The organism is Canicola haemoglobinophilus (assembly GCF_002015075.1).
Classification (GTDB): domain Bacteria; phylum Pseudomonadota; class Gammaproteobacteria; order Enterobacterales; family Pasteurellaceae; genus Canicola; species Canicola haemoglobinophilus.
Map to the genome: position 1 here is coordinate 42,493 of NZ_MUXZ01000021.1, position 24,501 is coordinate 66,993.

24 protein-coding genes and 1 other annotated feature (1 of these 25 only partly in view) are annotated in these 24,501 nt (G+C 40.5%); of the genes, 1 reads left to right on the forward strand and 23 read right to left on the reverse strand.

The window, feature by feature from the left end:
• Positions 1-172: 172 nt before the first annotated feature.
• A complete protein-coding gene (locus tag B0186_RS07630) occupies positions 173-2,395 on the forward strand; it encodes a TonB-dependent hemoglobin/transferrin/lactoferrin family receptor (RefSeq protein ID WP_078218778.1) in 2,223 nt (740 codons plus the stop codon).
• A gap of 68 nt (positions 2,396-2,463) precedes the next feature.
• Here B0186_RS07630 and rlmB read toward each other — a convergent pair whose 3' ends face one another.
• The 23 genes from rlmB to hisG all read right to left on the reverse strand — a co-directional run bounded on the left by rlmB (position 2,464) and on the right by hisG (position 24,455).
• Complete coding sequence (gene rlmB / locus B0186_RS07635) at positions 2,464-3,207, reverse strand: 23S rRNA (guanosine(2251)-2'-O)-methyltransferase RlmB (RefSeq protein ID WP_078218779.1); 744 nt, start codon at positions 3,205-3,207, stop codon at positions 2,464-2,466.
• Positions 3,208-3,209: 2 nt separating this feature from the next.
• The gene (gene rnr, locus B0186_RS07640) at positions 3,210-6,083 is read right to left on the reverse strand and encodes a ribonuclease R (protein WP_078218780.1); all 2,874 of its coding nucleotides are present in this window, start codon (positions 6,081-6,083) and stop codon (positions 3,210-3,212) included.
• A 117-nt stretch (positions 6,084-6,200) separates the two neighbouring features.
• Positions 6,201-6,863 (reverse strand): MOSC domain-containing protein, encoded by a 663-nt coding sequence (locus tag B0186_RS07645; protein ID WP_078218781.1) that lies wholly within the window; start codon positions 6,861-6,863, stop codon positions 6,201-6,203.
• 102 nt (positions 6,864-6,965) lie between these two features.
• The gene (locus B0186_RS07650; protein WP_078218782.1) at positions 6,966-8,549 is read right to left on the reverse strand and encodes an MFS transporter; all 1,584 of its coding nucleotides are present in this window, start codon (positions 8,547-8,549) and stop codon (positions 6,966-6,968) included.
• 82 nt (positions 8,550-8,631) lie between these two features.
• Positions 8,632-9,945 (reverse strand): amidohydrolase family protein, encoded by a 1,314-nt coding sequence (locus B0186_RS07655; protein ID WP_211272429.1) that lies wholly within the window; start codon positions 9,943-9,945, stop codon positions 8,632-8,634.
• Between the two features lie 10 nt (positions 9,946-9,955).
• Positions 9,956-10,528, reverse strand: a complete 573-nt coding sequence (locus tag B0186_RS12150) for an amidohydrolase family protein (protein WP_211272430.1) — start codon at positions 10,526-10,528, stop codon at positions 9,956-9,958.
• Positions 10,509-10,790 (reverse strand): XapX domain-containing protein, encoded by a 282-nt coding sequence (locus tag B0186_RS07660; RefSeq protein WP_078218783.1) that lies wholly within the window; start codon positions 10,788-10,790, stop codon positions 10,509-10,511. The genes B0186_RS12150 and B0186_RS07660 overlap by 20 nt, the downstream gene beginning before the upstream one ends.
• Positions 10,791-10,878: 88 nt before the next feature.
• Positions 10,879-11,514, reverse strand: a complete 636-nt coding sequence (locus B0186_RS07665; RefSeq protein ID WP_328587900.1) for a hydrolase — start codon at positions 11,512-11,514, stop codon at positions 10,879-10,881.
• 193 nt (positions 11,515-11,707) lie between these two features.
• Positions 11,708-12,247 carry an RICIN domain-containing protein gene (locus B0186_RS07670; RefSeq protein WP_078218784.1) on the reverse strand — a complete coding sequence of 180 codons (540 nt, stop codon included), beginning with the start codon at positions 12,245-12,247 and terminating at the stop codon, positions 11,708-11,710.
• A gap of 9 nt (positions 12,248-12,256) precedes the next feature.
• The gene (locus B0186_RS07675) at positions 12,257-13,102 is read right to left on the reverse strand and encodes a cytolethal distending toxin subunit B family protein (protein ID WP_078218785.1); all 846 of its coding nucleotides are present in this window, start codon (positions 13,100-13,102) and stop codon (positions 12,257-12,259) included.
• Between the two features lie 8 nt (positions 13,103-13,110).
• Entirely contained in the window at positions 13,111-13,902 is a 792-nt protein-coding gene (locus tag B0186_RS07680) for an RICIN domain-containing protein (protein WP_235817203.1), read from the reverse strand.
• Between the two features lie 223 nt (positions 13,903-14,125).
• Positions 14,126-14,743: a bifunctional phosphoribosyl-AMP cyclohydrolase/phosphoribosyl-ATP diphosphatase HisIE gene (hisIE, locus tag B0186_RS07685; RefSeq protein ID WP_078218786.1), complete on the reverse strand. Its 618-nt coding sequence runs from the start codon at positions 14,741-14,743 to the stop codon at positions 14,126-14,128.
• Between the two features lie 23 nt (positions 14,744-14,766).
• A complete protein-coding gene (gene hisF, locus B0186_RS07690) occupies positions 14,767-15,540 on the reverse strand; it encodes an imidazole glycerol phosphate synthase subunit HisF (protein ID WP_078218787.1) in 774 nt (257 codons plus the stop codon).
• On the reverse strand, positions 15,522-16,268 hold the full coding sequence (gene hisA, locus B0186_RS07695) for a 1-(5-phosphoribosyl)-5-[(5-phosphoribosylamino)methylideneamino]imidazole-4-carboxamide isomerase (RefSeq protein WP_078218788.1): 747 nt from the start codon (positions 16,266-16,268) through the stop codon (positions 15,522-15,524). Before hisA ends, hisF begins: the two co-directional genes overlap by 19 nt.
• Entirely contained in the window at positions 16,268-17,287 is a 1,020-nt protein-coding gene (locus B0186_RS07700; protein WP_078218789.1) for a PDDEXK nuclease domain-containing protein, read from the reverse strand. The genes hisA and B0186_RS07700 overlap by 1 nt, the downstream gene beginning before the upstream one ends.
• Positions 17,288-17,429: 142 nt before the next feature.
• Positions 17,430-18,023: an imidazole glycerol phosphate synthase subunit HisH gene (hisH, locus tag B0186_RS07705; protein ID WP_078218790.1), complete on the reverse strand. Its 594-nt coding sequence runs from the start codon at positions 18,021-18,023 to the stop codon at positions 17,430-17,432.
• 2 nt (positions 18,024-18,025) lie between these two features.
• Positions 18,026-18,190, reverse strand: coding sequence for a hypothetical protein (locus B0186_RS11690; RefSeq protein WP_158077973.1), 165 nt, complete (start codon positions 18,188-18,190; stop codon positions 18,026-18,028).
• 287 nt (positions 18,191-18,477) lie between these two features.
• Entirely contained in the window at positions 18,478-19,587 is a 1,110-nt protein-coding gene (hisB, locus tag B0186_RS07710; RefSeq protein WP_078218791.1) for a bifunctional histidinol-phosphatase/imidazoleglycerol-phosphate dehydratase HisB, read from the reverse strand.
• Positions 19,588-19,692: 105 nt separating this feature from the next.
• A complete protein-coding gene (tnpA, locus tag B0186_RS07715; RefSeq protein ID WP_078218792.1) occupies positions 19,693-20,145 on the reverse strand; it encodes an IS200/IS605 family transposase in 453 nt (150 codons plus the stop codon).
• Between the two features lie 28 nt (positions 20,146-20,173).
• The gene (gene hisC, locus B0186_RS07720) at positions 20,174-21,232 is read right to left on the reverse strand and encodes a histidinol-phosphate transaminase (RefSeq protein WP_078218793.1); all 1,059 of its coding nucleotides are present in this window, start codon (positions 21,230-21,232) and stop codon (positions 20,174-20,176) included.
• An 11-nt stretch (positions 21,233-21,243) separates the two neighbouring features.
• Positions 21,244-22,227, reverse strand: coding sequence for a RhuM family protein (rhuM, locus tag B0186_RS07725; RefSeq protein WP_078218794.1), 984 nt, complete (start codon positions 22,225-22,227; stop codon positions 21,244-21,246).
• Positions 22,220-23,515, reverse strand: coding sequence for a histidinol dehydrogenase (hisD, locus tag B0186_RS07730; protein WP_078218795.1), 1,296 nt, complete (start codon positions 23,513-23,515; stop codon positions 22,220-22,222). Before hisD ends, rhuM begins: the two co-directional genes overlap by 8 nt.
• Positions 23,516-23,555: 40 nt before the next feature.
• Positions 23,556-24,455, reverse strand: a complete 900-nt coding sequence (gene hisG / locus B0186_RS07735) for an ATP phosphoribosyltransferase (RefSeq protein WP_078218796.1) — start codon at positions 24,453-24,455, stop codon at positions 23,556-23,558.
• Between the two features lie 26 nt (positions 24,456-24,481).
• Positions 24,482-24,501 (reverse strand) — a sequence feature (His leader region) (it continues 114 nt past the right edge of the window).

The following is a 24,501-nucleotide window of genomic DNA, read 5'->3' on the forward strand; positions in this document are numbered from 1 at the left end:
ACCTTTCAGTATTTCCCTTAGAAGATGATGATTAAATAGACAACATCGTACCCGAAAAAGTAAATAAACAATTATTAATAACAAATTTAAATTGAAAAAAAAAAAATACTAGTATATTCTTAAACAAATTCAGGTAGTTAGTTATTTAAATTTTCATTGGAGGGATTTGATAATGAAGTTTTCCAAAGTTTACTTAGCACTATGCTTAACCGTACCCACGGTTGCAAATGCGGCGGAAAAAAATACTATTCAATTAGAACAAATTAGCGTTAGTGCAACTCGCGATCCGAGTTCTTATGCACAAATAACTAACAATATTAGCAAAATTGAAAGTAACACTCTTCGCCAAAAGCAACCTACCAGTGTCGCTGATGCGTTAAAAAATCTTGTCAACGTAGATATTGCTGGCGGGCAAAGAGCAATTGCACAAAAACCGTTAATTCGTGGTTTAAGCGGAAATCGTGTGGCACAAGTCATTGATGGTGTAAAGCAAAATTTTGATTTAGCCCATAGGGGGTCTTATTTCTTACCCGCCTCGTTGATTCAAGAAATTGAAGTGGTTAAAGGACCTGCCAGTACACTTTGGGGAAGTAGTGCTATAGGGGGTGTTGTAGCAATTAAAACGCCAAATGCGTTGGATTTATTAAAGAGCGGTGAAACGTCGGGGGTAAAACTACGCCAAGGCTATCAATCGGCAAATTCCCTTTCCGAAAGTGAAATTTCGGCTTATGCGGCAAACGATAAATTCGATGCGTTAATCAGCGGTTATTATAACGATGCCGATCAGTTGCGTTTAGCCCATGGCAAAAAGTTGCCTGATAGTGCTTATAGCCAAAAAGGGGGGTTAATTAAATTAGGTTGGCAAATTGATGAAGGGCAACGTTTAGAACTTTCACATCGGTTAAGCAAAGCAAAACAGACCGCACCTTCTAACAATGAAGCAATCAGTGAATTTACCAATGAGCAAATCAATCAATTAATTGCAGAGTTCCATAGAAATAATCCCCCCCCTCCAAGCCCACCATCTATGCCTGGTAAACCGCCTTCGTCTATGTTTAGCCCTGAATTGCAAGCATTTCTTAAAAAAACTATTGATTTTTACAACAGTATCTCTTCTCGCTTAGGCTCTGTTAGCTATTTATCGGAGCAAAAAATTAGCGATCAAAGCACCGCACTTAACTATTATTTAACGCCTGAAAATAATCCTTATGTCAATGCTCAAGCTACGTTATACCATAACCAAACGATAGAAAAAGAAAGTCGTGTGTTCAGCGGTTTGAAAGATGTAACAAAATTGACGACTCAAGGCATTAACTTGCGTAATAGTAGTTTCTTTGACCAGTTAAACCTTACTTACGGGGTCGATTATGCTCAAGACCATGCACAAACAGAGCGAGGAACTAACGCAAAAGATGGCAAATTCCGCCCCAACCCTTATGACGCAACCTCTCAAAGCACAGGTGTTTATTTAATCGCTCACTTACCTTTGTTCAATGAAAAAGTCATTTTTTCGCCGAGTATTCGTTACGATCATTTTAAATCTCAAAGTGCAAAGACAAAATACACTGAACACAATTGGTCAACCTCAGCCAATCTGACTTGGAAAGCAACAAATTGGTTAGATTTGACCGCTCTTTATAATGAAGCTTTCCGAGCCCCTTCTTTGCAAGAACGTTTTGTTAGCGGAGCACATTTTGGTCTCAATGGCAGCGGCGGTGGTGGCAATGGCGGTTTTCAGCAACAAAATGTATTTAAAGCCAATCCAAACCTTAAAGCGGAAATTGCTCAAAATAAAGAAATTACCGCAAGATTGCATGTTGATAATGTTTTTAGTCAAGATGATAAATTTCAATTGAGTACAACTTATTTCCAAAATGATGTGAAAGATTTTATTCAGTTAGAAGTGTTCAAAGAAATGCGTTTTGATCTTACTGAGTTTGTTCCAAAAATCTCACAATATCAAAACATTGCCAATGCTCGCCTGAGAGGTTTTGAATTAGAAACGCAATATCAAACTAATCGCTTAGATTTAGCCTTTGGCTATGGACAAACTCGTGGCAAAGATAAAAATACACAACAATATCTATCCAATATTGCAGCTGATAAATTCACTGTTGCGATCAATTATGAATTGGTTAAAGATAAATTTACGGTTGGTTCTCGAGTTAGTCATTATCGTCCACAGAATCGTGTGCCACAAAATCATGCTGTAACTTATGCTGGTTACACCCTGACAGATATTAGTGCAACCTATGCGCCACTCAAAGGTGAATGGAGCAATTTACGCATCGATTTTGCAATCGAAAACTTATTTGATAAAAAATACCAACCAGCCTTTAGTTTAATAGAAGGTAGCGGTAGAAATGTTAAACTAAGTCTTGGTTACCGTTTCTAACCAAAATTAAATTCACAACAAAAAACCTTGTAAAATTTTACAAGGTTTTTTTACTTTTTCTGTTTAGCTTAAGCATAGACTTGTAATCTTTGTCGCACAATTTCAAATAAACAAACTCCTGTGGCAACAGAAACATTTAATGAAGAAACCGAACCAGCCATAGGAATACTAATTAATTGATCGCAAGTTTCACGTGTTAAACGGCGCATTCCATCGCCTTCCGCCCCCATTACTAATGCTAAACCACCTGTCAATTTTGCTTCATATAAGGTTGCAGTCGCCTCGCCTGCGGTACCCACTACCCAAATGTTATGTTGTTGTAGATTGCGTAAAGTGCGGGCTAAATTTGTTACACGAATAAGTGGCACAACCTCTGCTGCCCCACAAGCGACTTTACGAGCAACAGAAGTGAGTTGTGCGGATTTATCTTTAGGCACAATTACTGCACAAACGCCTGCCGCATCTGCCGAACGCAAGCAAGCTCCTAGATTGTGTGGATCTGTTATTCCATCAAGCACTAGCAATAATGGATCTGTTTGTGTTTGTAAGATGTAATCTAAGTCGTTTTCATTCCGCTCTTTTGCAGGTTGAATTTTTGCAATAATTCCTTGATGCACTTCGCCATTAGCTTTTTTATCCAAGGCATCACGGTTCAAAAATTGTACACTTATACCTAAATTATAAAGTTCATTTAACACAGGCTGTAAGCGTTTATCCTCTCGCCCTTTTAATACATAGACTTCGATCAAACGCTCCGAGGCGTTTGCTAAAAATGCTTGTACTGCATGAATACCATAAATACTTTCTGCCATGGTTATCCTTTCTGTTTTTTTTGATTATCTTTGAGTGTTACTGATTTTTTGCGTTTTTTCATCGCACTTTTATGTTGCTCGATTTGAAAAGTGCGGGGAGTTTTGTGAAAAATTTTTTGTGTTGCCTGTCCCTTTGCCAGTTTGTCTATGCAATCAAACTCATACTGGTTTGATAACAAAACAAAGTCCACTTGTTTTTGTGCTAAGTTTACTGCTTCAACACGAATTTTAACTTTATCGCCTAAACGATAGGTTACTCTTGAATTTTCTCCAATTAAACGTTGTTTGGTCGGATCAAATTGATAATAGTCATTATCTAAGGTTGAAATATGTACTAAACCATCAATCAATAAATCATCTAGTCGCACAAACAAGCCAAAACCCGTTACAGAAGAAATAATTCCTTTAAATTCTTCACCTACGTGATCTTGCATATATTCACATTTTAACCAATCTGCAACTTCTCTCGTTGCATCATCGGCTCGGCGTTCAGTTAAGGAACAATGATCGCCAAGTCGCACCATTTCTTCGAAAGAATAATGATAACCGCCAGTATCCGTTGCTTTTCTATTTTCCCTTTGTTGTTTGCTTAATAAGTATTTGATACTACGATGCAAAGTCAAATCAGGATAACGTCGAATAGGCGAAGTGAAATGTGCGTATTCTCCTAATGCTAGACCAAAATGCCCTATATTATCTGCATCATAAACTGCTTGACTGAGTGAACGAAGTAGCATGGTTTGAATTAACTCATAATTTAAACGTCCACGAACCTGTTCCAATAATTGAGCATAATCAGTACTTGTCGGTTTCATACCGCCCTTTAAGGCTAAACCACATTCACTTAAAAAAGTGCGGAATGAACTAAGCTTTTCCTTACTTGGGCTTGCGTGAATACGGAATAAGGCTGGTTCTTGGTGGCGCTCCATAAAATTAGCTGCGGCAATATTAGCTAAGATCATACATTCTTCAATAATTTTATGAGCATCATTACGTACTACAGGTTCTATGCGATCAATACGCCCCATTTCATTGAACACAAATTTTGTTTCGATAGTTTCAAAATCAATGGCTCCTCGTTGATGACGTGCTTGTAACAAGGCTTGATACATTTGATATAGCTCTTGCAAGTGCGGTACTAAAATTCGATAGCGTTGTTGTAATTCTTCATCGCCGTCTAAAATTCGAGCAACCTTGGTGTAAGTCAATCTTGCATGAGAGTTCATCACTGCTTCATAAAACTTATAATCTGTCATTTTTCCTTGTGCTGAAACTCGTATTTCACAAACCATACACAAACGATCAACCTGTGGATTGAGCGAACATAAACCATTGGATAAAATTTCTGGCAACATTGGCACAACTCGATTCGGAAAATAAACTGAATTGCCACGCTGATACGCTTCTTTATCCAAAGCAGTATGCGTGCGTACATAATAACTCACATCGGCAATTGCCACCCATAAGCGCCAACCACCGCTATCTTCTCTTCGACAGAAAACAGCATCATCAAAGTCTCGTGCGTCTTCGCCGTCAATAGTAACCAATGGCAAACGCCTTAAATCGATCCGACCTTTTTTTGCCTGTTCTGGTACAGTGTCAGTATATTTTTTTACTTGTTTTTCTACCGCACTTGGAAACACATGAGGAATATCATGATTACGAATAGCAATTTCAGTTTCCATGCCTTTTGCCATATCTTCACCGAGAATTTCTACAATCATACCCACAAGTTGAGTAAAGGTTGCGGTACGTGGTTTCAGTTCAACCACAACAACCTGCCCCATTCTTGCTCCACGGCGAAACTCATCTGGAATCAAAATATCACGATTGATACGGCTATCATCAGGCACCACATACCCTATTCCTTTTTCTAAGAAAAAACGCCCAACAATATGTTTATTGCGACTTTCTAATACTCGAACAATACGTACTTCTGACCGCCCTTTGCGATCAAAACCATTAGGTTGTGCCAAAACAAAATCACCATGAATAACCTTTTGCATTTGTGCATTTGGAATAAACCAATCGGATTTGCCCCCTTCAACTTGTAAAAAACCATAGCCATCACGGTGCCCAATGACAATGCCTTTTAGTAAATCTAATTTTTCAGGCAAGGCGTAGCATTTTCTTTTAGTAAAAACAAGTTGTCCATCATTTTCCATCGCTCGCAAACGACGATGCATACCCTCTTGTTGTTTAGGATCAATAATAGCCAATGTACTAAAAATCTCTTCCTTTGACATTGGTACATTAAACTCACGAATGATCTGTAAAATAAATTCTCGACTAGGGAGTGGGTTAGAATATTTTTGTTGCTCTTGATGCAAATGGGGATCAACAAGTGCGGTCAGTTTTTTTGTTTTTTTATTTTTAGTTTTTTTAGTACTCATGCTTTGGATCTTTTCTGGAAAAAAGTTGAAATCTTGTAGAAACAGTTCCTTAATTTCAATTGGATATTGATTTAAAAGTAATATTGAACGGCGTGCATATAACCCTGTGCTTGCATCATACGCCCAATCAAGTTTTGTTCTTTTTGGTTGCTGTGCAAAAAGCCACAATCCGATAGGCGTTGAGCCTAAACTCATAATATCAGGCGCAACATGATTCATTGTAGACTGCGGTAAACGAGTTTGAGCAAAAATCCAAGGGTGCTCATCTCCCTTTAAAATCACTTCACGCAACCAAACTGGCTCATCATATTCCACAAATTCAGAAGTTATGGCTGAAGTCCATTTTTCTGCCACAACTTCAACCTTTAATTGCTGACAATACTGCTGTAATTTTTTGGTGAGTGAACCCTGATATAGTAACCAATCTTGTTTTTGCTGAGATAAATCTAAAACATCTTTCTGCCAACTCGCAGAAGAAAGCATTTGTCGAAATAAAGAAATGTCCAAAATTAGAGGTCGCTTGTCAAAATTATCTGAAAAATTTTGCCTATTATATCAGTAAATACTCAGTAAAGTTTTTTATTCTTTGCGTAAGAATCACTATCTAATTTTTTGCCATTGTTTTTTTAAATGGCGTCTAAATGCCTCAGCTAAAACAGGGCAATCTATCGCTTGTTCTAACGGGGCTTTGATAGCCTCAGTCGCTTCTACTGCTAACAAAGCATTTAAATGTTTAATGGTTAAATTTGGATAAGGATTGGCTAAACACTGAATTGCATCACCTTTTTTAATCACGCCATTTTTTATCACTCTTACATACCAACCCGTCAATCCAGTTTCCACTACAATTTTACGAGTATCTTTATTATTGGCATTTTTACCTAAGGTTTCACAAGGTACTCGAGGTTGAGAAATTTCGATCTGCACTTCGCCAATTTGGTAACGATCACCTACACAGACATTTTCCTCATCGAAAGCAGATACGACAAAGTTCTCGCCATAAATAGCCTCGCCTTGATAGCTATAATCTTTGCCCAAAAGTGCGGTCAATTTTACAAAAGATTTTTCTGCCATAAAAAATAGTGCTTTATCAACACCACCATGGTGTGCTTTCAAAGCAACATCATTTCCTTCCGCACCTAGCTCATGAACAACAGCTTGCTCCACTGGTTTTTTGCGAATTGCTGTTGACATTTTTGTCCCATTTTCAAATACAACTTCTTCTACCAAGCCTAATTTAATAGCTAAAACAATACCTTCCATCACATCCTCCTTCCTAATGCAAGCCATGAGAGAACGGCAAGCATAGCATAAGTTTGATCAAAAAAGGCGAGAATTTAATCTAGCCTTTTACTAAGTGATGTTCTAATGACGGATATTAACCCCCACAAAGTGCTTCACTTTTGGTTTCTCACCTTGATGGGAATCATTCACTTCTTTTTGTAAATTTGCGTCAATTTGCGAAACTCGGTGGTGCTGGCGTAAATGTTCCGCCCAACTTTCTACAAAGAACCATTCGATAAAATGATTTGGTTTTTCCACATCTTCCAATACGCCCCACGCATAAGCACCATCTTTACGGCGTTGTTCGGCAAGTTGGTGTAACTTACTTAAGAAAGCCGATTGGTTTTCTGGGTTGATTTGATATTCCACCTGAATCATGACTGGTGAGCGATCAAGTGCCACATCGGAATGGGTATGCGGTTGCTCCCAATGGTTCGACGGGTTGAGATCGTCTTCGCCCTGTGGCAATTTTTTGCGGTATGCCAACGCATTAGCAATGACTAAAGCAATACCCGATACCACTAAAGTGCTTGGTAAGCCGATGTATTGTGCCACCGCTCCCCAGCTTAAACTGCCCAAGGTCATTGAACCATTGAAGACGGTTAAATAAATCGCTAAAGAGCGACCACGCACCCAGTTAGGTAAAATGGATTGTGCAACACTGTTTAAAGTAGTGAGGGCAGTAATCCAAGCGAAACCAAGTAAGCAAAGAGCAGGAATTGCTGTCCATTTTGGTGGTGAGAGTGCTAAAAAGCCCATCACAATGGCACTGAGAATAGCTGCACTGAGTAAAAGTTGGTCGGAATTTAGGTGTCTTCTTAAACGTGGTAATAAAACTGCTCCGATAATCGCTCCCACGCCAACAGCAGCTAATAAAATGCCGTAAAAACCTGCAGTGCCTTCTAATAATTGGCGAGCCACTAAAGGCAATAACGCCCATACGGCACTAGCAAATAGGAAAAAGAAAATCGCTCTAAATAAGATGATATGTAAGGCTTTGCTTGAGCATGCGTAACGTAACCCCGCACGAAATGCCCCTGTGAAATTCTCTGCCAGTTCGTCTGTTTCTTTTTTCGCACGTTTCCACCAGATCAAGGCGGCAATCACGAAAGCGTAGCTGATCACATCAATACCATAGGCAAACGAAGCACCAAGTTGGGCTAAGACGACACCGCCAATGGCTGGCCCGATAGCACGAGAGATGTTGATGCCCAATGAATTGAGTGCAACGGCATTTTTTAAATCAGCACGAGAAACCAATTCAGGCACAATGGCTTGCCAAGTCGGTGCCATTAAGGCTGCACCAACGCCACCGATAAAGGTGAATAACACTAAGGTAGTGACGGATTGCAAACCTGTGGCAGAAAGGAACATCAAGCTTGCGCTACTAAATGCGAGGATAAATTGAATGCCAATAAGGAATTTGCGTCTATCTAAAATATCCGCCATCACGCCCGCAGGAATGGCAAGTAGAAAAATTGGCAAGGTGGTCGCTGCTTGAATAAGGGAAACTGCAGCAGGTGATGCAGAAAGATCGGTAATTAACCAGCCACTTGCTACATCTCGAATAAAGCTCCCCACGTTACCCAAGACGGTGGCAATCCATAACACTAAGAAGAGCTTTTGTTTTAGCGGTGCAAAACCGCTTTGTTCTGATACGCTCATTTTATCTCCAAAACAAGCGGTCGGAATTGGGGGAGAATTTGCACGTTGTATTTAAAATTGCCCAAAACCGACCGCACTTAACTTATACCATCCAACAAGAACAGCCTAATGCACCGAAGAAACTTTTTAGGTCTGAACTTGGAATAGATGATCCCCAAGCTTTTGCGTGATCATGTCCATGTAATCCGCAAGAGCTTGCACAACCACAGCTAGCAATGGCTTGTTGGCGAATTGGTGAAAGTGAGTTTTTACCTGCACCTTCAGGATCGCCCCAAGCAGCAAAGCCTTTAAATTTGCGAGTTGGTGACCAATCTGGCATCGCTGGCGGAAGTGGGTTTTCATCTAAGGAGGCAAAGTCGCCATCACCAAACACAATACGTCCACCCACAACGGTTAAATGTGAGGTTAAGAAAGAAATCTCATCTTCTGGAACAGTGAAGTAATCTTTACTTGGCACGATGAAATCGGCAAATTGCCCCACTTCAATACGTCCACGTTTGCCTTCTTCATTGGAGAACCAAGCGACGTTTTCTGTCCACATACGCAGAGCGGTTTCACGATCAAGTAAATTGCGTTGTGGATATAAACGAGTGCCACCAACGGTTTTACCTGTAGTAAGCCAAGAGAGCGATACCCAAGGGTTATAAGAAGCCACACGAGTTGCATCTGTCCCTGCTGATGTTTTCACTCCGCTTTCCAAAATGCGTTTGACTGGTGGTGTTGCTTCTGCGGCAACCGCGCCATAACGCTCCACAAAATATTCCCCTTGATATGCCATACGATGTTGTACAGCAACGCCACCGCCTAATTCGGCAATACGGTCAATGGATTTTTGTGAAATAGTTTCCGCATGGTCGAAGAACCAGTTAATGCCTTGCAGTGGAATATCCTTATTCACTTTTTCAAACACATCTAAGGCACGAGAAATGGTTTCATCGTAAGTGGCATGTAAACGCCAAGGCCATTTGTTTTCGGCAAGAATACGCACCACTTCTTCCAAATCGCCTTCCATTTCAGGTGGCATATCTGGACGTGGTTGGCGGAAATCTTCAAAGTCTGCCGCTGAGAATACCAACATTTCCCCCACACCATTGTGACGGAAATAGTCTGTACCTTGCTTATATTTCACCGAAGATGTCCAACGTAAGAAGTCTTCTTTCTCTTCTTTTGGTTTTTGCGTAAATAAGTTATAGGCAATACGCACAGTGAGCTGATTTTCATCCGATAATTTTTGAATGACTTCATAATCATCAGAATAATTTTGGAAACCACCACCTGCATCAATCACGCCTGTTACGCCCAAGCGGTTAAGTTCACGCATAAAATGGCGAGTAGAATTAAGCTGATACTCAAAGGGTAATTTTGGTCCTTTCGCAAGGGTTGAATATAAAATCATCGCATTTGGTTTATGCCAATAATAAGCCCGTTGGATTGCCCTTGCTATCACGCAGAATTTCACCACCCACAGGATTTGGCGTATCTTTGGTATAACCCACCGCTCTTAATGCTGCACCATTTAATAGTGCACGATCATAAAGGTGCAAAATAAAGACTGGCGTATCTGGGGCAATAGCGTTGATTTCTTGAATAGTTGGCAGGCGTTTTTCTACGAATTGATGTTCCGTAAAACCACCGCCCACACGCACCCATTGCGGAGCAGGCGTAATATCCACTTGTGCTTTGAGCATTGCCATTGCATCAGCAAGGCTACGCACGCCGTCCCAACGTAGTTCTAAGTTATAATTCAAACCGCCACGAATAATGTGGGTATGGTTATCAAATAGACCTGGCAGAACACCTTTGCCTTTTAAGTCGATACAGCGAGTTTTTTCAGTAGCAAGTGGCATCACTTCCGCATCGCTACCTACTGCTAAAAATTTGCCGTCTTTGATCGCAACCGCTTGAGCAACGGGTTGTGCACGATTAAGCGTGGTGATTTTTCCGTTATAGAAAATGAGATCAGGAACTTGTGTTGTCATTCTTTCCCCCTTTTATGTGTAATGAATGTTTACCCGGTAATTGACCCAAAACATGCTCCGTTGCTTGAGTGGCGTGGCAGGCATTCACAAAGTCTTTGCCTTTAAAAAGCTGTTTTGCGACGGGAATCATTTGCTCGCTGAGTAAAATACCGAGCAGTCCGACTAATGCCACGATTGGTGGTGCTGGAGAGCGAACATCTAAAGCATAATAGATGACACCAACTAAGACACCCACACCAAATGTGAGAAGATAAAGTTTCATTCGATCACCTATAAAACAAGCGGTGTGATTTTGACAAATTTTTGCAAAATCACACCGCACTTTATTAAGCGTTAAATTTTAAGCGATATTATTTCGCAGGGTTTGGACCGATACGCTCACCATGTTGAACACGCTCAGGTGCTTTGTGAACCATAGTGTAAGCATAATCAACACCCATACCGTAAGCACCTGAATGCTCTTTCACGATATCAAGCACTGCATCATAGGTATCTTTCTTCGCCCAATCACGTTGCCACTCAAGTAGCACTTGTTGCCAAGTTACAGGAATAATCCCTGCTTGAACCATGCGATCCATCGCATATTTGTGTGCTTCTACTGAAGTACCGCCTGATGCATCTGCAACCATATAAATTTCATAGTCGCCTTCTAAAGCTGCACATAAAGCGAAACTTAAGTTACACACTTCTGTCCATAAACCAGCAACGATCACTTTTTTACGGCCATTTGCGGCTAACGCATCACGCACGTTTTGATCGTCCCAAGAGTTCATTGAAGTACGCTCAAGGATTTTGTGATCGGGGAATACGGCTAATAATTCAGGATAGGTATGACCAGAGAAACCATCAGTTTCAACGGTGGTAATTGTGGTTGGAATATTAAATACTTTTGCTGATTTTGCTAAAGCAACCACGTTGTTTTTTAACGTTTGGCGGTCGATTGATTGAACACCAAATGCCATTTGTGGTTGATGGTCAATAAAGATAAGTTAGCTGTTTTCTGGGGTTAAAACTTCAAGAAATTTACGATTTGACATAGTCATTCTCCATTAAAAAATAAAATACTGTTGCAATAACAAACCGGCGCCGATTTATTGATTGCTAGTATAATTATCTTAAAATTAAACATAAACAGCCTTATTATTGATAATTCTTTAACTAAAAAGAAAAAATACTAAGTTATTTAACAGGTGGAACTAATAATTTACTCTGTCCAGAAGGTGGCAAGAGTGCCCATAAATAAGGTAAATCAAAGGTTCTACCTTGAGTTGTTCTACCACAATCAAGCAGTTGATACTGGCGAATATCAAAACTGGCAACACAAAAACCAACTGCCATATGACGAATGAGAACAGCCCCTGTGTCTGTTGGGATAATACTAAATACTGTTCTAGTTTTGTCTGAGCAATCTGTTACCCCTCCCCCTGTCCAACATTTATTTGTATCAAACGCCTGAAATTGCACAGCTGAACCACCATCACGCAAAGGGCGAAATTCGGGATCACTCACATCAATCAAGGACCAATGCACATTCTTATCACTACGCTCGCCATAATGATCGTTATTTACAGGCACACTGGTAAACATATTACGCAAAGTAATGACGGGAGCTGGAATTTGTGTCACATCAGGATAGGTTGTTGGATCAGGTTTAGGTGTCGCATAGCTAATCGAAGTAAACAAAAGTGCGGTTGATAATAACAATATTTTCTTTAACATTATTTTTCCTTATTTCTTACGATCTTTAATAAAACTCACAGGATAATGATCGGAAGTGATCTGTGAACGAACTTGGTTAAACATAATGCTTGCGCCAAGATTAAGTTGGGTTGCTTCTCCAGTTGCATTATGAATGACCGCATAATCTAAAATACTGCCTGAGCGATGAGTTGGCTCTGTCGGCGCAACAATTAAGGTATTATTATTGACCCTAGGTTCTGCACTTAATGCTGACTGTAAATTAGTTGGAGAACGGTTAAAATCGCCGACAAGCATCCAGCTATATCTTCTTCTCGTTACATCTTGATTAAAGAAATCATAGACATTATTAATGAGGCTAATAGCATCACTCCCACCAGAAGATAAAGCATGTACGCTAAAAAACACATCATTACCAATACGAATGCCTATTGCTGGTCTAGCTTGGAGTACCGTAGTTGTTGGACTGATCACAAATACTTCTTCCGCTTGTACACGAGAAACTATCGCCAAATTTACTCGATTAGCACCTACATCTAAGCGAGAGTAATAAATATAAACGTTGTTCGGGCGTGTAGTCGTACCTAAATTCCAGACATATTCATTTATTGGTATACCTACTCCCACGGGTTGAATAACTCTTTGCGTTTGCATTGCCGATAATGGTAAAGATCCAGCCTCTTGAACCATTAAAATATCGGCGGAATCACGGCCTGTAATTAACTGACGCACATTGATGTTCCATTTACTTTCACTTGATGCAGATGAACCTTGTAAATTCCAGGTAGCTACATTGTAGTTATTTAAAGCGGCGAAACTGTTCAAACTCAGCAAAGATAAACTGAGTATTAAAATTTGTTTAAATCTTTTTAACATTTGAATTCCTAGTTTTGTGGCGTTGCTTTTAAAATTGGTGGTGCAATATAAAAATTCTGGTCTTTTAGAGCACTAATTTGATCTGTACAGGGCGAAAGTGTAAGTGTGGAATAACCTGTATTACTCACGGGGTTATAGGTAACACATCGATTTGATGACACACTTTTAATAAATACAGAGCCAGTGTTAGAAGGCAATAACTCAAAATCCTGAGCTAAATTTCTAGGATCACAATCCGCATGAATTAAGCCATTTTTATAAGCTTGCATGCAGCTGCCCAACTGCTGATTGATAAAACGGAAATGCTCACGAGAAAAACTCGGCTCTAATTTCCAGTTACGAATATTGCCAAAATCTTGCGACTCAAAAGAAGCATAAGCCCACAGCCAATTTCCTCTTGCTAATGCCCAAACCGTAATCACACGTCCATTTTGCCCCATAAGGCTCACATAATTTGATGCATCAGAAGGCTCTGGGCGTGGTGGTATCTGAGGTTGCGCATTTAACAATAATGGTTTAGTTGAGAAGTTGGTAGTGAGCAATGAAGTGGATACATTTGCATCAAAATTCTGTGAAGATTTTTCGTTTTCTTCTATAAAATCCACTGCCGGTAATCCATCTTGTGCAATCGGAAACGCCACATCACTCGGCGGAGTAGGCTCATCTCCAATGTTTAAATCAGCTTGTTTATCTTGATTCAAATGAGATAAATCAGCTCTTTGCAAACATTGATTTACAGTAGAACAACCTGTAACAGCGAACATAAAAGCGCACAAAATACTTAAGCGTTTTAGTTTCATAAAACTCCTTTCATCATATTTTAGACACAACAAATCAAGCGAAGAATTTAGCTTGATGATATTTTTAAGACATATAGTTAAGAAGTGGCAAAAGCCACAAAATGATTTGTGAGATTGAATAAAAATCAGAGAGTGCTCCGATATTATTTTCCCTGAAGAAAGAGCCCATTAGGGCAACATGCTCTATTTTGTCATAATTGATAGAATGAAAAAATCTGACCAGTTATTTTGATAAAGTATGACGTTCTTTGAGTTTGCCTATCACATCTGACCAAGATAAATCCGCATCTTGCAGTAAAACAGTAAGGTGGTAAGCCAAATCTGCCGCTTCGCAAATCGTTTCATTTCTGTCTTTAACGGTAGCAGCAAGTGCAGTTTCTACTCCCTCCTCACCAACTTTTTGTGCAATACGTTTTGTGCCTTTGGCATAAAGTTGGGCAGTATAAGAACTTTCAGGATCAGCATTTTTACGACTCGCAATTAATCGTTCTAATTTGCTGAAGAAAATCCAATCAGGCTGTTCCTTATTTTCAAATTGATAAAAGCAGCTTTCGGCACCAGTGTGGCAAGTTTCTCCCTCTGGATTAACCAAAATCAATAAAGCATCATTATCACAATCCAAGCTCATATCCACTACATGTAAAAAATTGCCCGAGGTTTCGCCCTTTGTCCATAAGCGATTTTTAGTGCGTGAAAAGAAAGTAACTCGTTTTTCCGCCAAGGTTTTTGCCAAGGCATCTTCATTCATATAGCCCAGCATTAGCACTTCACAAGTGCTTGCATTTTGAATAATCACAGGAAGTAGATTATCAACTTTTTGCCAATTAATTTGTGTTTTCATGTAGTTTCTCTCTTAAATTTGTATTATTTACGCACGTCTATCCCTGCTTGAACGAGATATTCTTTCAATTCACTAATTTCAATAATCCGCTTATGAAAAACACTCGCCGCTAAAGCACCATCTACATTCGTTTCAGCAAAGGCATCACGAAAATGTACCATTTCACCGGCTCCACCCGAAGCAATCAGTGGCACTTGGCAGACTTCTCGCACCGCTTTGAGTTGAGTTAAATCATAGCCTTGGCGTACGCCGTCTTGGTTCATCATGTTCAGCACAATTTCCCCAGCTCCACGCTTTTGTACTTCTTTGGCCCAATCTAAAAGTTGCCAATTCGTCTGGCGAGTACGACTTTCATCGCCAGTATATTGATTAACCCAATATTTTCCCGTATCTGCCTCAAACCAGCTATCAATCCCTACCACAATGGCTTGCACACCAAAGCGTTCGGCAAGTCGATTAATTAAATCAGGATCGGCAAGTGCGGGCGAATTTATCGAAATTTTATCGGCACCAAAAGCAAACAATTTTTCCGCATCTTCGACACTTTTAATTCCGCCTGCCACACAAAAGGGAATATCAATAACTTGTGCCACACGTTCCACCCAACTTTTATCAATGGTTCTGCCATCAGAAGATGCGGTGATGTCATAAAACACCAACTCGTCCGCCCCTTCTTCAGCATAACGCTGAGCTAGCGGAACAATATCACCGATGATTTCGTGGTTGCGAAACTGTACTCCTTTAACCACTTGTCCATCACGCACGTCTAAACAAGGAATTATCCGTTTTGCCAACATTCGATTGCCTCCGAAACTGTAAATTTACCTTCCAACAACGCTCGCCCCACAATCACACCTGCCACACCTGAACCTTTGAGAGCCTCAATATCCGCAAGGGATCCAATGCCCCCTGAAGACTGAAAATCTACCTGTGGAAACTGCTGACAAATCTCTTGATACAATGCCACATTAGAACCCGCCAAAGTGCCATCACGAGAAATATCAGTACAAAGCACGTGTTGCAAGCCAAAAGTGCGGTAGTTTTCCACCAAGTTTTCCAAAGTAAGTGAACTGGTTTCCTGCCAGCCTTTAATTGCCACCAGCTTTTGTCCGTTTTCAATGCGAACATCTAAAGCAAGAACAAATTTCTCCGCCCCATATTTCTCAAACCAACCTTGCACCATGTGAGGATCAGTAACCGCCGTTGAACCAATTACCACACGGCTTGCTCCAACCGCCAATAAATCCGCGACATATTTTTCCGTGCGAATACCACCACCCACTTGAACTTGACTTTGGGTAGCTTGAATAATCTTGCCAATCAAGGCAGTTTGGCGTTTGCTTGGGTCTTTCGCTCCCGTTAAATCTACCAAATGTAGCTGTTTTGCCCCTTGGTTGATGTAATGAGCAAACTGTTCAATGGGATTGTCGCTATAGGTGGTTTGCTTGGCATAATCGCCCTGATGTAACCGCACTATTTTGCCGTCAATTAAATCAAGTGCAGGGATAATTTGTGATGTTTTCATTATGTTTCCTGTTGTGTTTGTTTTAATTCAAAGCTATCAATTTCTTTCTGTATTTCTGCAATTAAGGTTTGTTCCGAAGGCAAATAGAGCTGATATTGGCTAGCAAAAATCTGTTTTTGTTCTTCAGGAAGAGTGAATTTGACCATGGCATCATTTTTATCAGCACAAAGTAAAATACCAATCGTTGAGTTTTCATAGGGTAACTTTTCCATGCGATCAAAATAGTTCACATACATTTGTAATTGACCTAAATCTTGGTGCGTTAATTTGTGGGTTTTAATTTCAAACAATACAAAACATTGCAACAAGCGGTTATAAAATACCAAATCCACGAAAAATTCATCGCCTTCCAAATGCAAACGTTTCTGCCGAGCAACAAAAGAAAAACCATTTCCTAGCTCCAGCATAAATTCTTGTAAATGGGTAATAATCGCTTGCTCTAAATCTTTTTCGTAATAAGCACTTTCACGTTTTAACCCAAGAAATTCCAATACCATAGGATCTTTAATAATTTGTTTTGGATCCGTAGGAATAACTTCGTTTTTTGCTACAGCTAGCACAGTCTGTTTATCATTGCTAAGCAATAAGCGTTCATAAAGTTGCGTATTGATTTGGCGTTCTAACTGGCGAGAACTCCAGTTATTTTTTACTGTTTCAGCAATATAAAACTCACGTTTGTCTGCATCATCAATACGCAACATCATACGATATTGTGTCCAATTCAATTGCGATCGCAGTGCGTTCGCAATTGGAAATAATCGATAAAATTGACGGAATAGTTCTAATTGGCGGCGACCAAAAGCACTACCAAATTCAGGTTCAAGCTGGGCTGCAAGGGACTTAATTAAATAAGTGCCATAATCCGCCCGCTCTTGCCCTTGTTGTTCTTCCTCAAAAATACGTTTGCCAATGTGCCAGTACATCAACACACGATGAAAATCTACTGAACGAATGGCTTGTTCACGAGATTGGGCAATAACTTGTTTGATGTCTTGCAGAATAATGTTATCCGTTAGCATTTTGTTTTCCTCTTCCAAAAATAAATTTCTGTGTTTCACCTAAACTGATTTTATTTACAGTTAATAACTGTAAATATACACATAAAAGATAAAAAGAAAAACATCATGTTCAAATTTCTCGATCTAGATCACAAAATAAAAATTAGATCAGCTCAACAAAATTCTTTAACAACTGTGCTCCCACCTTGCCCGATCTCTCAGGGTGAAACTGCACACCGTAGAAATTTTTGTGTTGAATAACTGCCGAGAACAGCACGCCATAATCACAAGTAGCAACGGTATGAGTATTAGGCAAAACCCCATAACTATGCACAAAATAAAAATGGCTATCTTGGGGAATATCGGCAAATAACGGATGATCCGCTTGATAATGCACCTTGTTCCAGCCCATATGAGGCAAAGGCAATTGGCAATCAGGGAGTTTATCGGTTTTACCCGACATCAGTTTTAACAAATCCACATCGCCTTCCTCGGAATATTCGGTCATTAACTGCATACCCAAACAAATGCCCAAAACAGGCTGAGTTAAGTTTTGAATGGTGTCAATCAAACCAAGCTCGGTTAAATTTTGCATAGCAGCTTTTGCCGTGCCAACGCCAGGTAAAATCAGCTTATCGGCTGCTTGGATTTGTTCGACATTATCGGTAATCTGTGCATGATAACCCAAACGGTCAAAGGCGAATTTGACCGAGGAAAGGTTGGCACAGCGGGTGTTGATGATAGTTAGGTGTGTCATATTTATCTTTTCTGCAATACAAGTTTATTTTCACTACGAGAAATTTCCTTGTAATTTCTTAGTGATGTTAAAACCCCCACTCCACCAGCTGCTACAGCTATCGCAATCGCTGAATATGTTGCTGCACCACCCAAAATTCCAACTGCAACAGGTGCAGATGAGAGCATAGCCACTCCTGTAACTGGGGAGGTAAGTCCAGCACTACCAAAATTTGCTATAGCTGCATAGACAGCAATTCCTATGGCTCCTATTGCTATAGCCCAAGCAACATTTCCAGTGGCTCTTATCCTGATCGTTTTTTTGCTAGATCGCCTTCTATTTCAATTCGCTCATCTCCACGTTTAATTGCTTCCCCTAATTCTTTCTCTGTTGAGACAATCGTCATATACTTAAATCTCCCTAATAAATTTAGCACTCTTTTACTGATTGATAATTTACAGTAAAAATCTTAAAACTACAAAATCCCCTTACTACTCGGCAATTCATTCCCTTCCACCTTAATACACTGTCTTAACGTCCGTCCAAACACTTTAAACAGGCTTTCGATTTTGTGGTGGTCGTTGTCACCTTTGGTTTTTAGGTGCAAGGTTGCCATTAGAGTGTAGGCGATGGATTGGAAAAAATGCTCGGTCATTTCGGTGCTAAAATCGCCTACTTTATCCCGTTTGAATTTGGCTTTGAATTTAAAATACGGGCGCCCTGATAAATCCATGGTACATTCGGCTTTGCATTCGTCCATCGGTAGCACAAAGCCAAAGCGAGCAATGCCACGTTTGTCGCCAAGAGCTTGTTTTAACGCTGTACCTAGAGCAAGTGCGGTATCTTCTACAGTGTGATGTTCATCAATCCACAAATCGCCTTTACACTCAACATTCATTCTAAAACCGCCGTGAGTGGCGATTTGATCAAGCATATGATCAAAAAAGCCCACGCCTGTGCTGATCTCATTTACGCCAGTTTCATCCAGCCATACTTGTACTTTGATATCCGTTTCTTTGGTGGTGCGTACCACTTCGGCATAGCGTGGTTCACGTGCTAAAAGAGCGGTCTGTTTTGGCAATAATTTTTCAACAATTAAATCCCAATTTAATTTTTCAGGGTTATATTGCAACGCACGAATGCCCAAATTTTTGGCAAGTTCTACATCAGTCGCTCGGTCACCAATCACAAAACTTGTAGCAGGCTCAAACAGCTGTTTATCCAGATATTTTTGTAAGAGTTTGGTTTTAGGTTTACGGCAATCGCAGTTATCTTCTGGCTTGTGCGGGCAAATTAAAATCTCATCAAATAAAATGCCTTGCGAGCGAAAAATATCCAACATCATCTGATGAGGTTTATCAAAATCTTCTTGGGGAAATGATGCTGTACCCAAGCCGTCTTGATTACTTACCATCACTAAGCGATAGTGATCTTTTAATTGAAGTAACGCAGGAATGACGTTCGTTTCAAATTTGAGTTTTTCTAGGCGATCAATTTGAAAATCGGTTTTGGGCTCGTCAATGAGCGTGCCGTCTCGGTCGATGAATAGGGTTGGTTGCATGGTTTTCTCCTGTTGATACCGCATACGTGTCGTATGCAGTTAATTAACCTGAGCCACTCTGTGGCTCTTATTATTCTTATTAGCCACAGAGTGGCTAGGATTATCGAACCTAGTACGGCTCGTACTAGGTCATAAGTTATTCTCAAAATATTCGTTTATATCCAAATGAGCATCTTGTAATAAATGTTTCATTTCATCCGTAAATTTTATATTTTGATGATGATCTTTCTGTTTTTTGATGTAATTCATAATCTTCTCTTTTTCATGCTCACTATAACTTAAAGCACAATATCCTTTTGACCAAGCATAGAAATCAGGAAAAAGGTGAGATTGCTTTTCAAGCCATTTATGACTTGCATTTTTCAGTTGTTTCACAAAATCAGATATCGCAATGCTCGGATGAACTTCTACCAATAAATGCAAATGATCTGGCATTCCATTAATGCGATACAGCCGACATTTTTGCTGCTGACAAAAGCTCCAAATATAATGATATAGCTCCTTTTCATTCTCTTGTTTAATTGCTGGTACACTCTGAAAAGTCCTAAAAACAATATGATAAAGCAACTTGGTATAACTCATTTTATCTCCATAATGATATAAAAAGTGATTATGGCGACATTGTTTCAATTGCCTCAAACAATTTTTTGTTCTCTTCGGCGGTGCCAATGGTGATGCGAATGCAGTTTTCTAAGCCCAAGGCGGTATGCTGATTACGCAAGATAATGCCTTGTTCCCAAAGTGTTTGGAAAACTTTTTGTCCATCGTTGAATTTCACCAACAAATAGTTGCCGTGGCTTTCAAACACTTGCTCAACAAGCGGTAAGTTTTTAAGATTTTTTTGCAAATTTTCACACTCACTGACTATCATTTGGACTTGCTGTCGCATGGCAAAAATGCCTTGCGGTAACAATGCTTGAGCAGCAATATCTGCCACAGGTACAGGCAAGGGATAGGGAGCAATCACTTTTTGTAACACATTGATGAGTTCTTTATTGGCTAAGGTAAAACCGCAACGCAGCCCAGCCAAAGCAAAGGCTTTGGATAAGGTGCGGATAATGGCTAAGTGCGGATAGTTTTTGAGTTCATTTACCATGGTTGCTTCAGGGCAAAATTCAATATAGGCTTCGTCCACTACCACAATGGCTTTGTTTTGAGTCATTTGCAAAAGTTGGATTAAATCTAACCGCTTGATGAGCGTACCTGTTGGATTGTTGGGGCTACACACAAATACCACTTTGACGCCTTCTAAATTTTGGGCAATTTGCTCTAAATCCAACTGAAAATCGGCTGTGAGGGGAACGGTTTTGCTAGCGATGCCACAAGTTTCGGCACTCACTGCGTACATGCCGTAAGTGGGTGGACAATAAAGTATGCTGTCATTCAGCTCACAAAAGGCTCGAATAATGAGCTCAATACTTTCATCACCGCCGCGGCTCACTAGGACATTGTAAGGCGATACCCCAGCATAAGTGGCATAACGCTCAATTACCGCTTGTGGCTGTGGTTCTGGATAACGGTTAAAAGTGCGGTTATTTAATTCAAAATTTGGTGAAATCGGGTATTCATTAGCATTAAGCCAAATATCGCCTTGCCCACCCAAACGGCGCGCCGATTGGTAAGGGGTGAGGGCTTGGATGTTTTGTCTGGCAAGTTGTGAAATTTGCATGGTTTTCCTTGTTATTTTTTTAGCATGTGCATAATTAAGCGAATGAGTGTTTCTTTTTGCTTGGGATCGCTTTCAGCCACCAAAAGCGTGAGCGCTGCAAGCCCTGTATCGTTGATCACTGGGTTGCCTTGTGTATCAAAAAGCCGACCGTTGCGATGTAAAAAATCTACAAACAAAAAAGCTCCACTGCGTTTATTACCATCGGAAAATGGATGATTTTTCACGATAAAATAGAGTAAATGAGCAGCTTTAGCTTCAATGCTTGGATAAGCAGGTTCGCCAAATACCGTTTGATCTAAATTGCCCAAAATTGCCGAAAGCCCTTCTTCTCGCTCACGCCCAAACAGATCCGATGCCTCGCCTCTTTCCATTAACTGTATTTTGAGATCCGCTAAGGCTTGACGTGCCGTTTCTACGCTGGGTAAAACACCACCTTGCTGGGTGTTAGGCTCGGTGAGCAAACCTTCGTCGTATTGTTGTAACCATAAAAAAGTCTGGGCATAACGGCTGACAATATCCACCAAGCCACGTCCGCTTTCTAAGGTGAGTTCAGGCGATCTTGCCGTTTTTTGGATAAGCAAGAGCGCTTGTTCTAGCTCTTCGGCGTTATGTTGCAAACGTTTTTGATTTAATGCATAGCCTTTGACCAGATAGTCTTTTAAGCGAGCAGTTGCCCAGATACGAAATTGCGTTGCAGATGTTGATTTCACTCGATAGCCTACGGAAATAATCGCATCTAAATTGTAGTGCTTTAACTGACGTTTAACCTGCCGTTTGCCTTCTTGGCGAACTACCGAGAAATCCTCGGTTGTTGCTCTTTCATCTAACTCTTTTTCGGCAAAAATATTTTTTAAGTGTAGACTGATGTTGTCGCTACTGGTTGAAAATAGCTGTGCCATCTGTGCCTGTGAAAGCCAAACTGTCTCTTGTTCAAACCGCACTTCTACTTGCGTTTGCCCGTCTTGGGTTTGATAAATTTCAATCGGATTAGTCATGAATTTCTCCCTCTAATTTCTTTAAACGAATTACTACCGCTTGTTTATGAGCGTCTAATTGTTCAGCATCTGCCATCGCCATCACCGTAGATGCAAGAGCTTGAAAGCCTTGTGGCGTGAGTTCTTGCACGGTCATTCGCTTGCTGAAGTCGGCAAGTCCTAGGCTTGAGTAAGTACGTGTGTAACCATAGGTTGGCAACACATGATTGGTGCCGCTGGCATAGTCGCCCATACTTTCAGGGGAATAAGCGCCAAGGAAAATAGAGCCTGCGTTATCCAAAAATGGTAATAACTGACGAGCGTTTTCTACTTGCACCACCAAATGCTCAGGGGCATAAGCGTTGCTAATTTGGGTGGCTTGTTGTAAATCTTCAGCGATAAAAATGCGGCTATGTTCAAGAGCCTGGCAAGCGGTCTGTTTACGTGGCAATTTTGCTAGTTGACTTTCAATAGCGAGTTCAGTTTTTTGCGCAAGCTCAAGGCTGTCGGTCACTAAAATAACTTGGCTATCAGCACCATGTTCCGCTTGGGAAAGCAGATCACTTGCCACAAAATCTGGATCGGCAAATTCATCGGCAATCACCAAGACTTCGGAAGGACCTGCTGGCATATCAATGGCGCAACCTTGCTGTTGAACTTGGCGTTTGGCTTCCGTTACAAAGGCATTTCCAGGACCAAAAATCTTATCCACTTTAGGTATGCTTTGCGTGCCATTTGCCATAGCAAAAATCGCTTGTGCTCCGCCCACAGCATAAATTTGCGTAACACCACACAGATTGGCGGTATATAGAATTTCATAGGCAATGGGTGGTGGAGAACATAGGATAACCGTTTTACAACCTGCAATTTTGGCGGGAAGAGCTAACATCAGCACAGTCGAAAAGAGCGGTGCGGATCCACCCGGAATATACAATCCTACCTTTTCAATGGGACGTGTTAACACCTGACAACGTACGCCTACTTGTGTTTTTATATCAACATCAGTCGATTTTTGTGCTTGGTGAAAACGTTCAATATTGCCTTTGGCTGTGGCAATAGCCTGTTTGAGTTCATTAGATAGGCGCGTGCTTGCTTGAGCAATTTGCTCAGCTGAAACCTCAAGGCAATCCAATTTGACCTTGTCAAATTTTTCGCTTAGGGCAAAAAGTGCTCGGTCGCCTTCTTGTGCCACTTGCGCTTGAATAGCTGCTACTGCTTGTTCAATTTCTGAGCTTGCTGATTGCGCAGGGCGAGCAAGTGCGGTTTGTTTTTCAGCTAAATTTAAATTATTCCAAATGAGGGTTTGCATAGTTTCTCCTTGTAAATTCTTGTTCAAAACTGACCGCTTGTTACGCCATCATCTTCTCAATCGGCAATACCAAAATTGAGCTGGCACCAGCTTCTTTCAAAGCTTCCATAGTTTCCCAAAACAGATTTTCTTGGCTAACCATATGTAGTGCTACTCGAGTTTGATCATTAGCTAATGGCAAAATAGTTGGGTTTTCAATACCGGGTAAAAGTGCGGTAATTTTTTCTAATTTATCTTTAGGGGCACGAAGCATAATGTATTTGCTTTCAGCAGCTTGTTGCACGCCTTGAATACGAGTCATCAACCGATCAACAAGCGCTTGTTTTTCACAAGAAAGAGGCTCTGCTCGTTGAATAAGACAAGCCTTGGAGCGGTAAATAACCTCCACTTCTTTTAAGCCATTTGCCTCAAGAGTTGCTCCTGAAGATACTAAGTCACAAATAGCCGTTGCTAACCCAGCACTTGGGGCAACTTCAACCGAACCATTGAGCAAGCAACTTTTAAACGGCACGCCTTTTTCTTTCATATAACGTTTGAGAAGGTTAGGGTAACTGGTCGCAATACGTTGATTTGCCAGATCTTGTAGGCTGTTGAAGGTATTATCACGATCAATCGTCAAGGATAAGCGACAGCCACCAAAATCTAGCGTACGCAATTTTTTATACGCAACCATTTCGCCTGTGCTTTGTCGCCCGAGCTCCTCTTCTTCTAACACGTTTTCACCGATAATGCCTAAGTCCACCACACCATCAAAAACAAGCCCTGGAATATCATCATCACGCACACGTAAAATCTCAATGGGCAGATTTTCCGCATAAGCAATTAAACGCTGTTCATTCCAATTGATTTTGATGCCACATTGCTTGAGTAACTCTTGGCATTCTTTGCTTAAACGCCCTTTCTTTTGTAGGGCAATGCGTAATCTTGTTGTGTTTGTCATTTCATTATCCTTGTAAATTTTAGTTATAAAAAAATCTCTCGAAAGT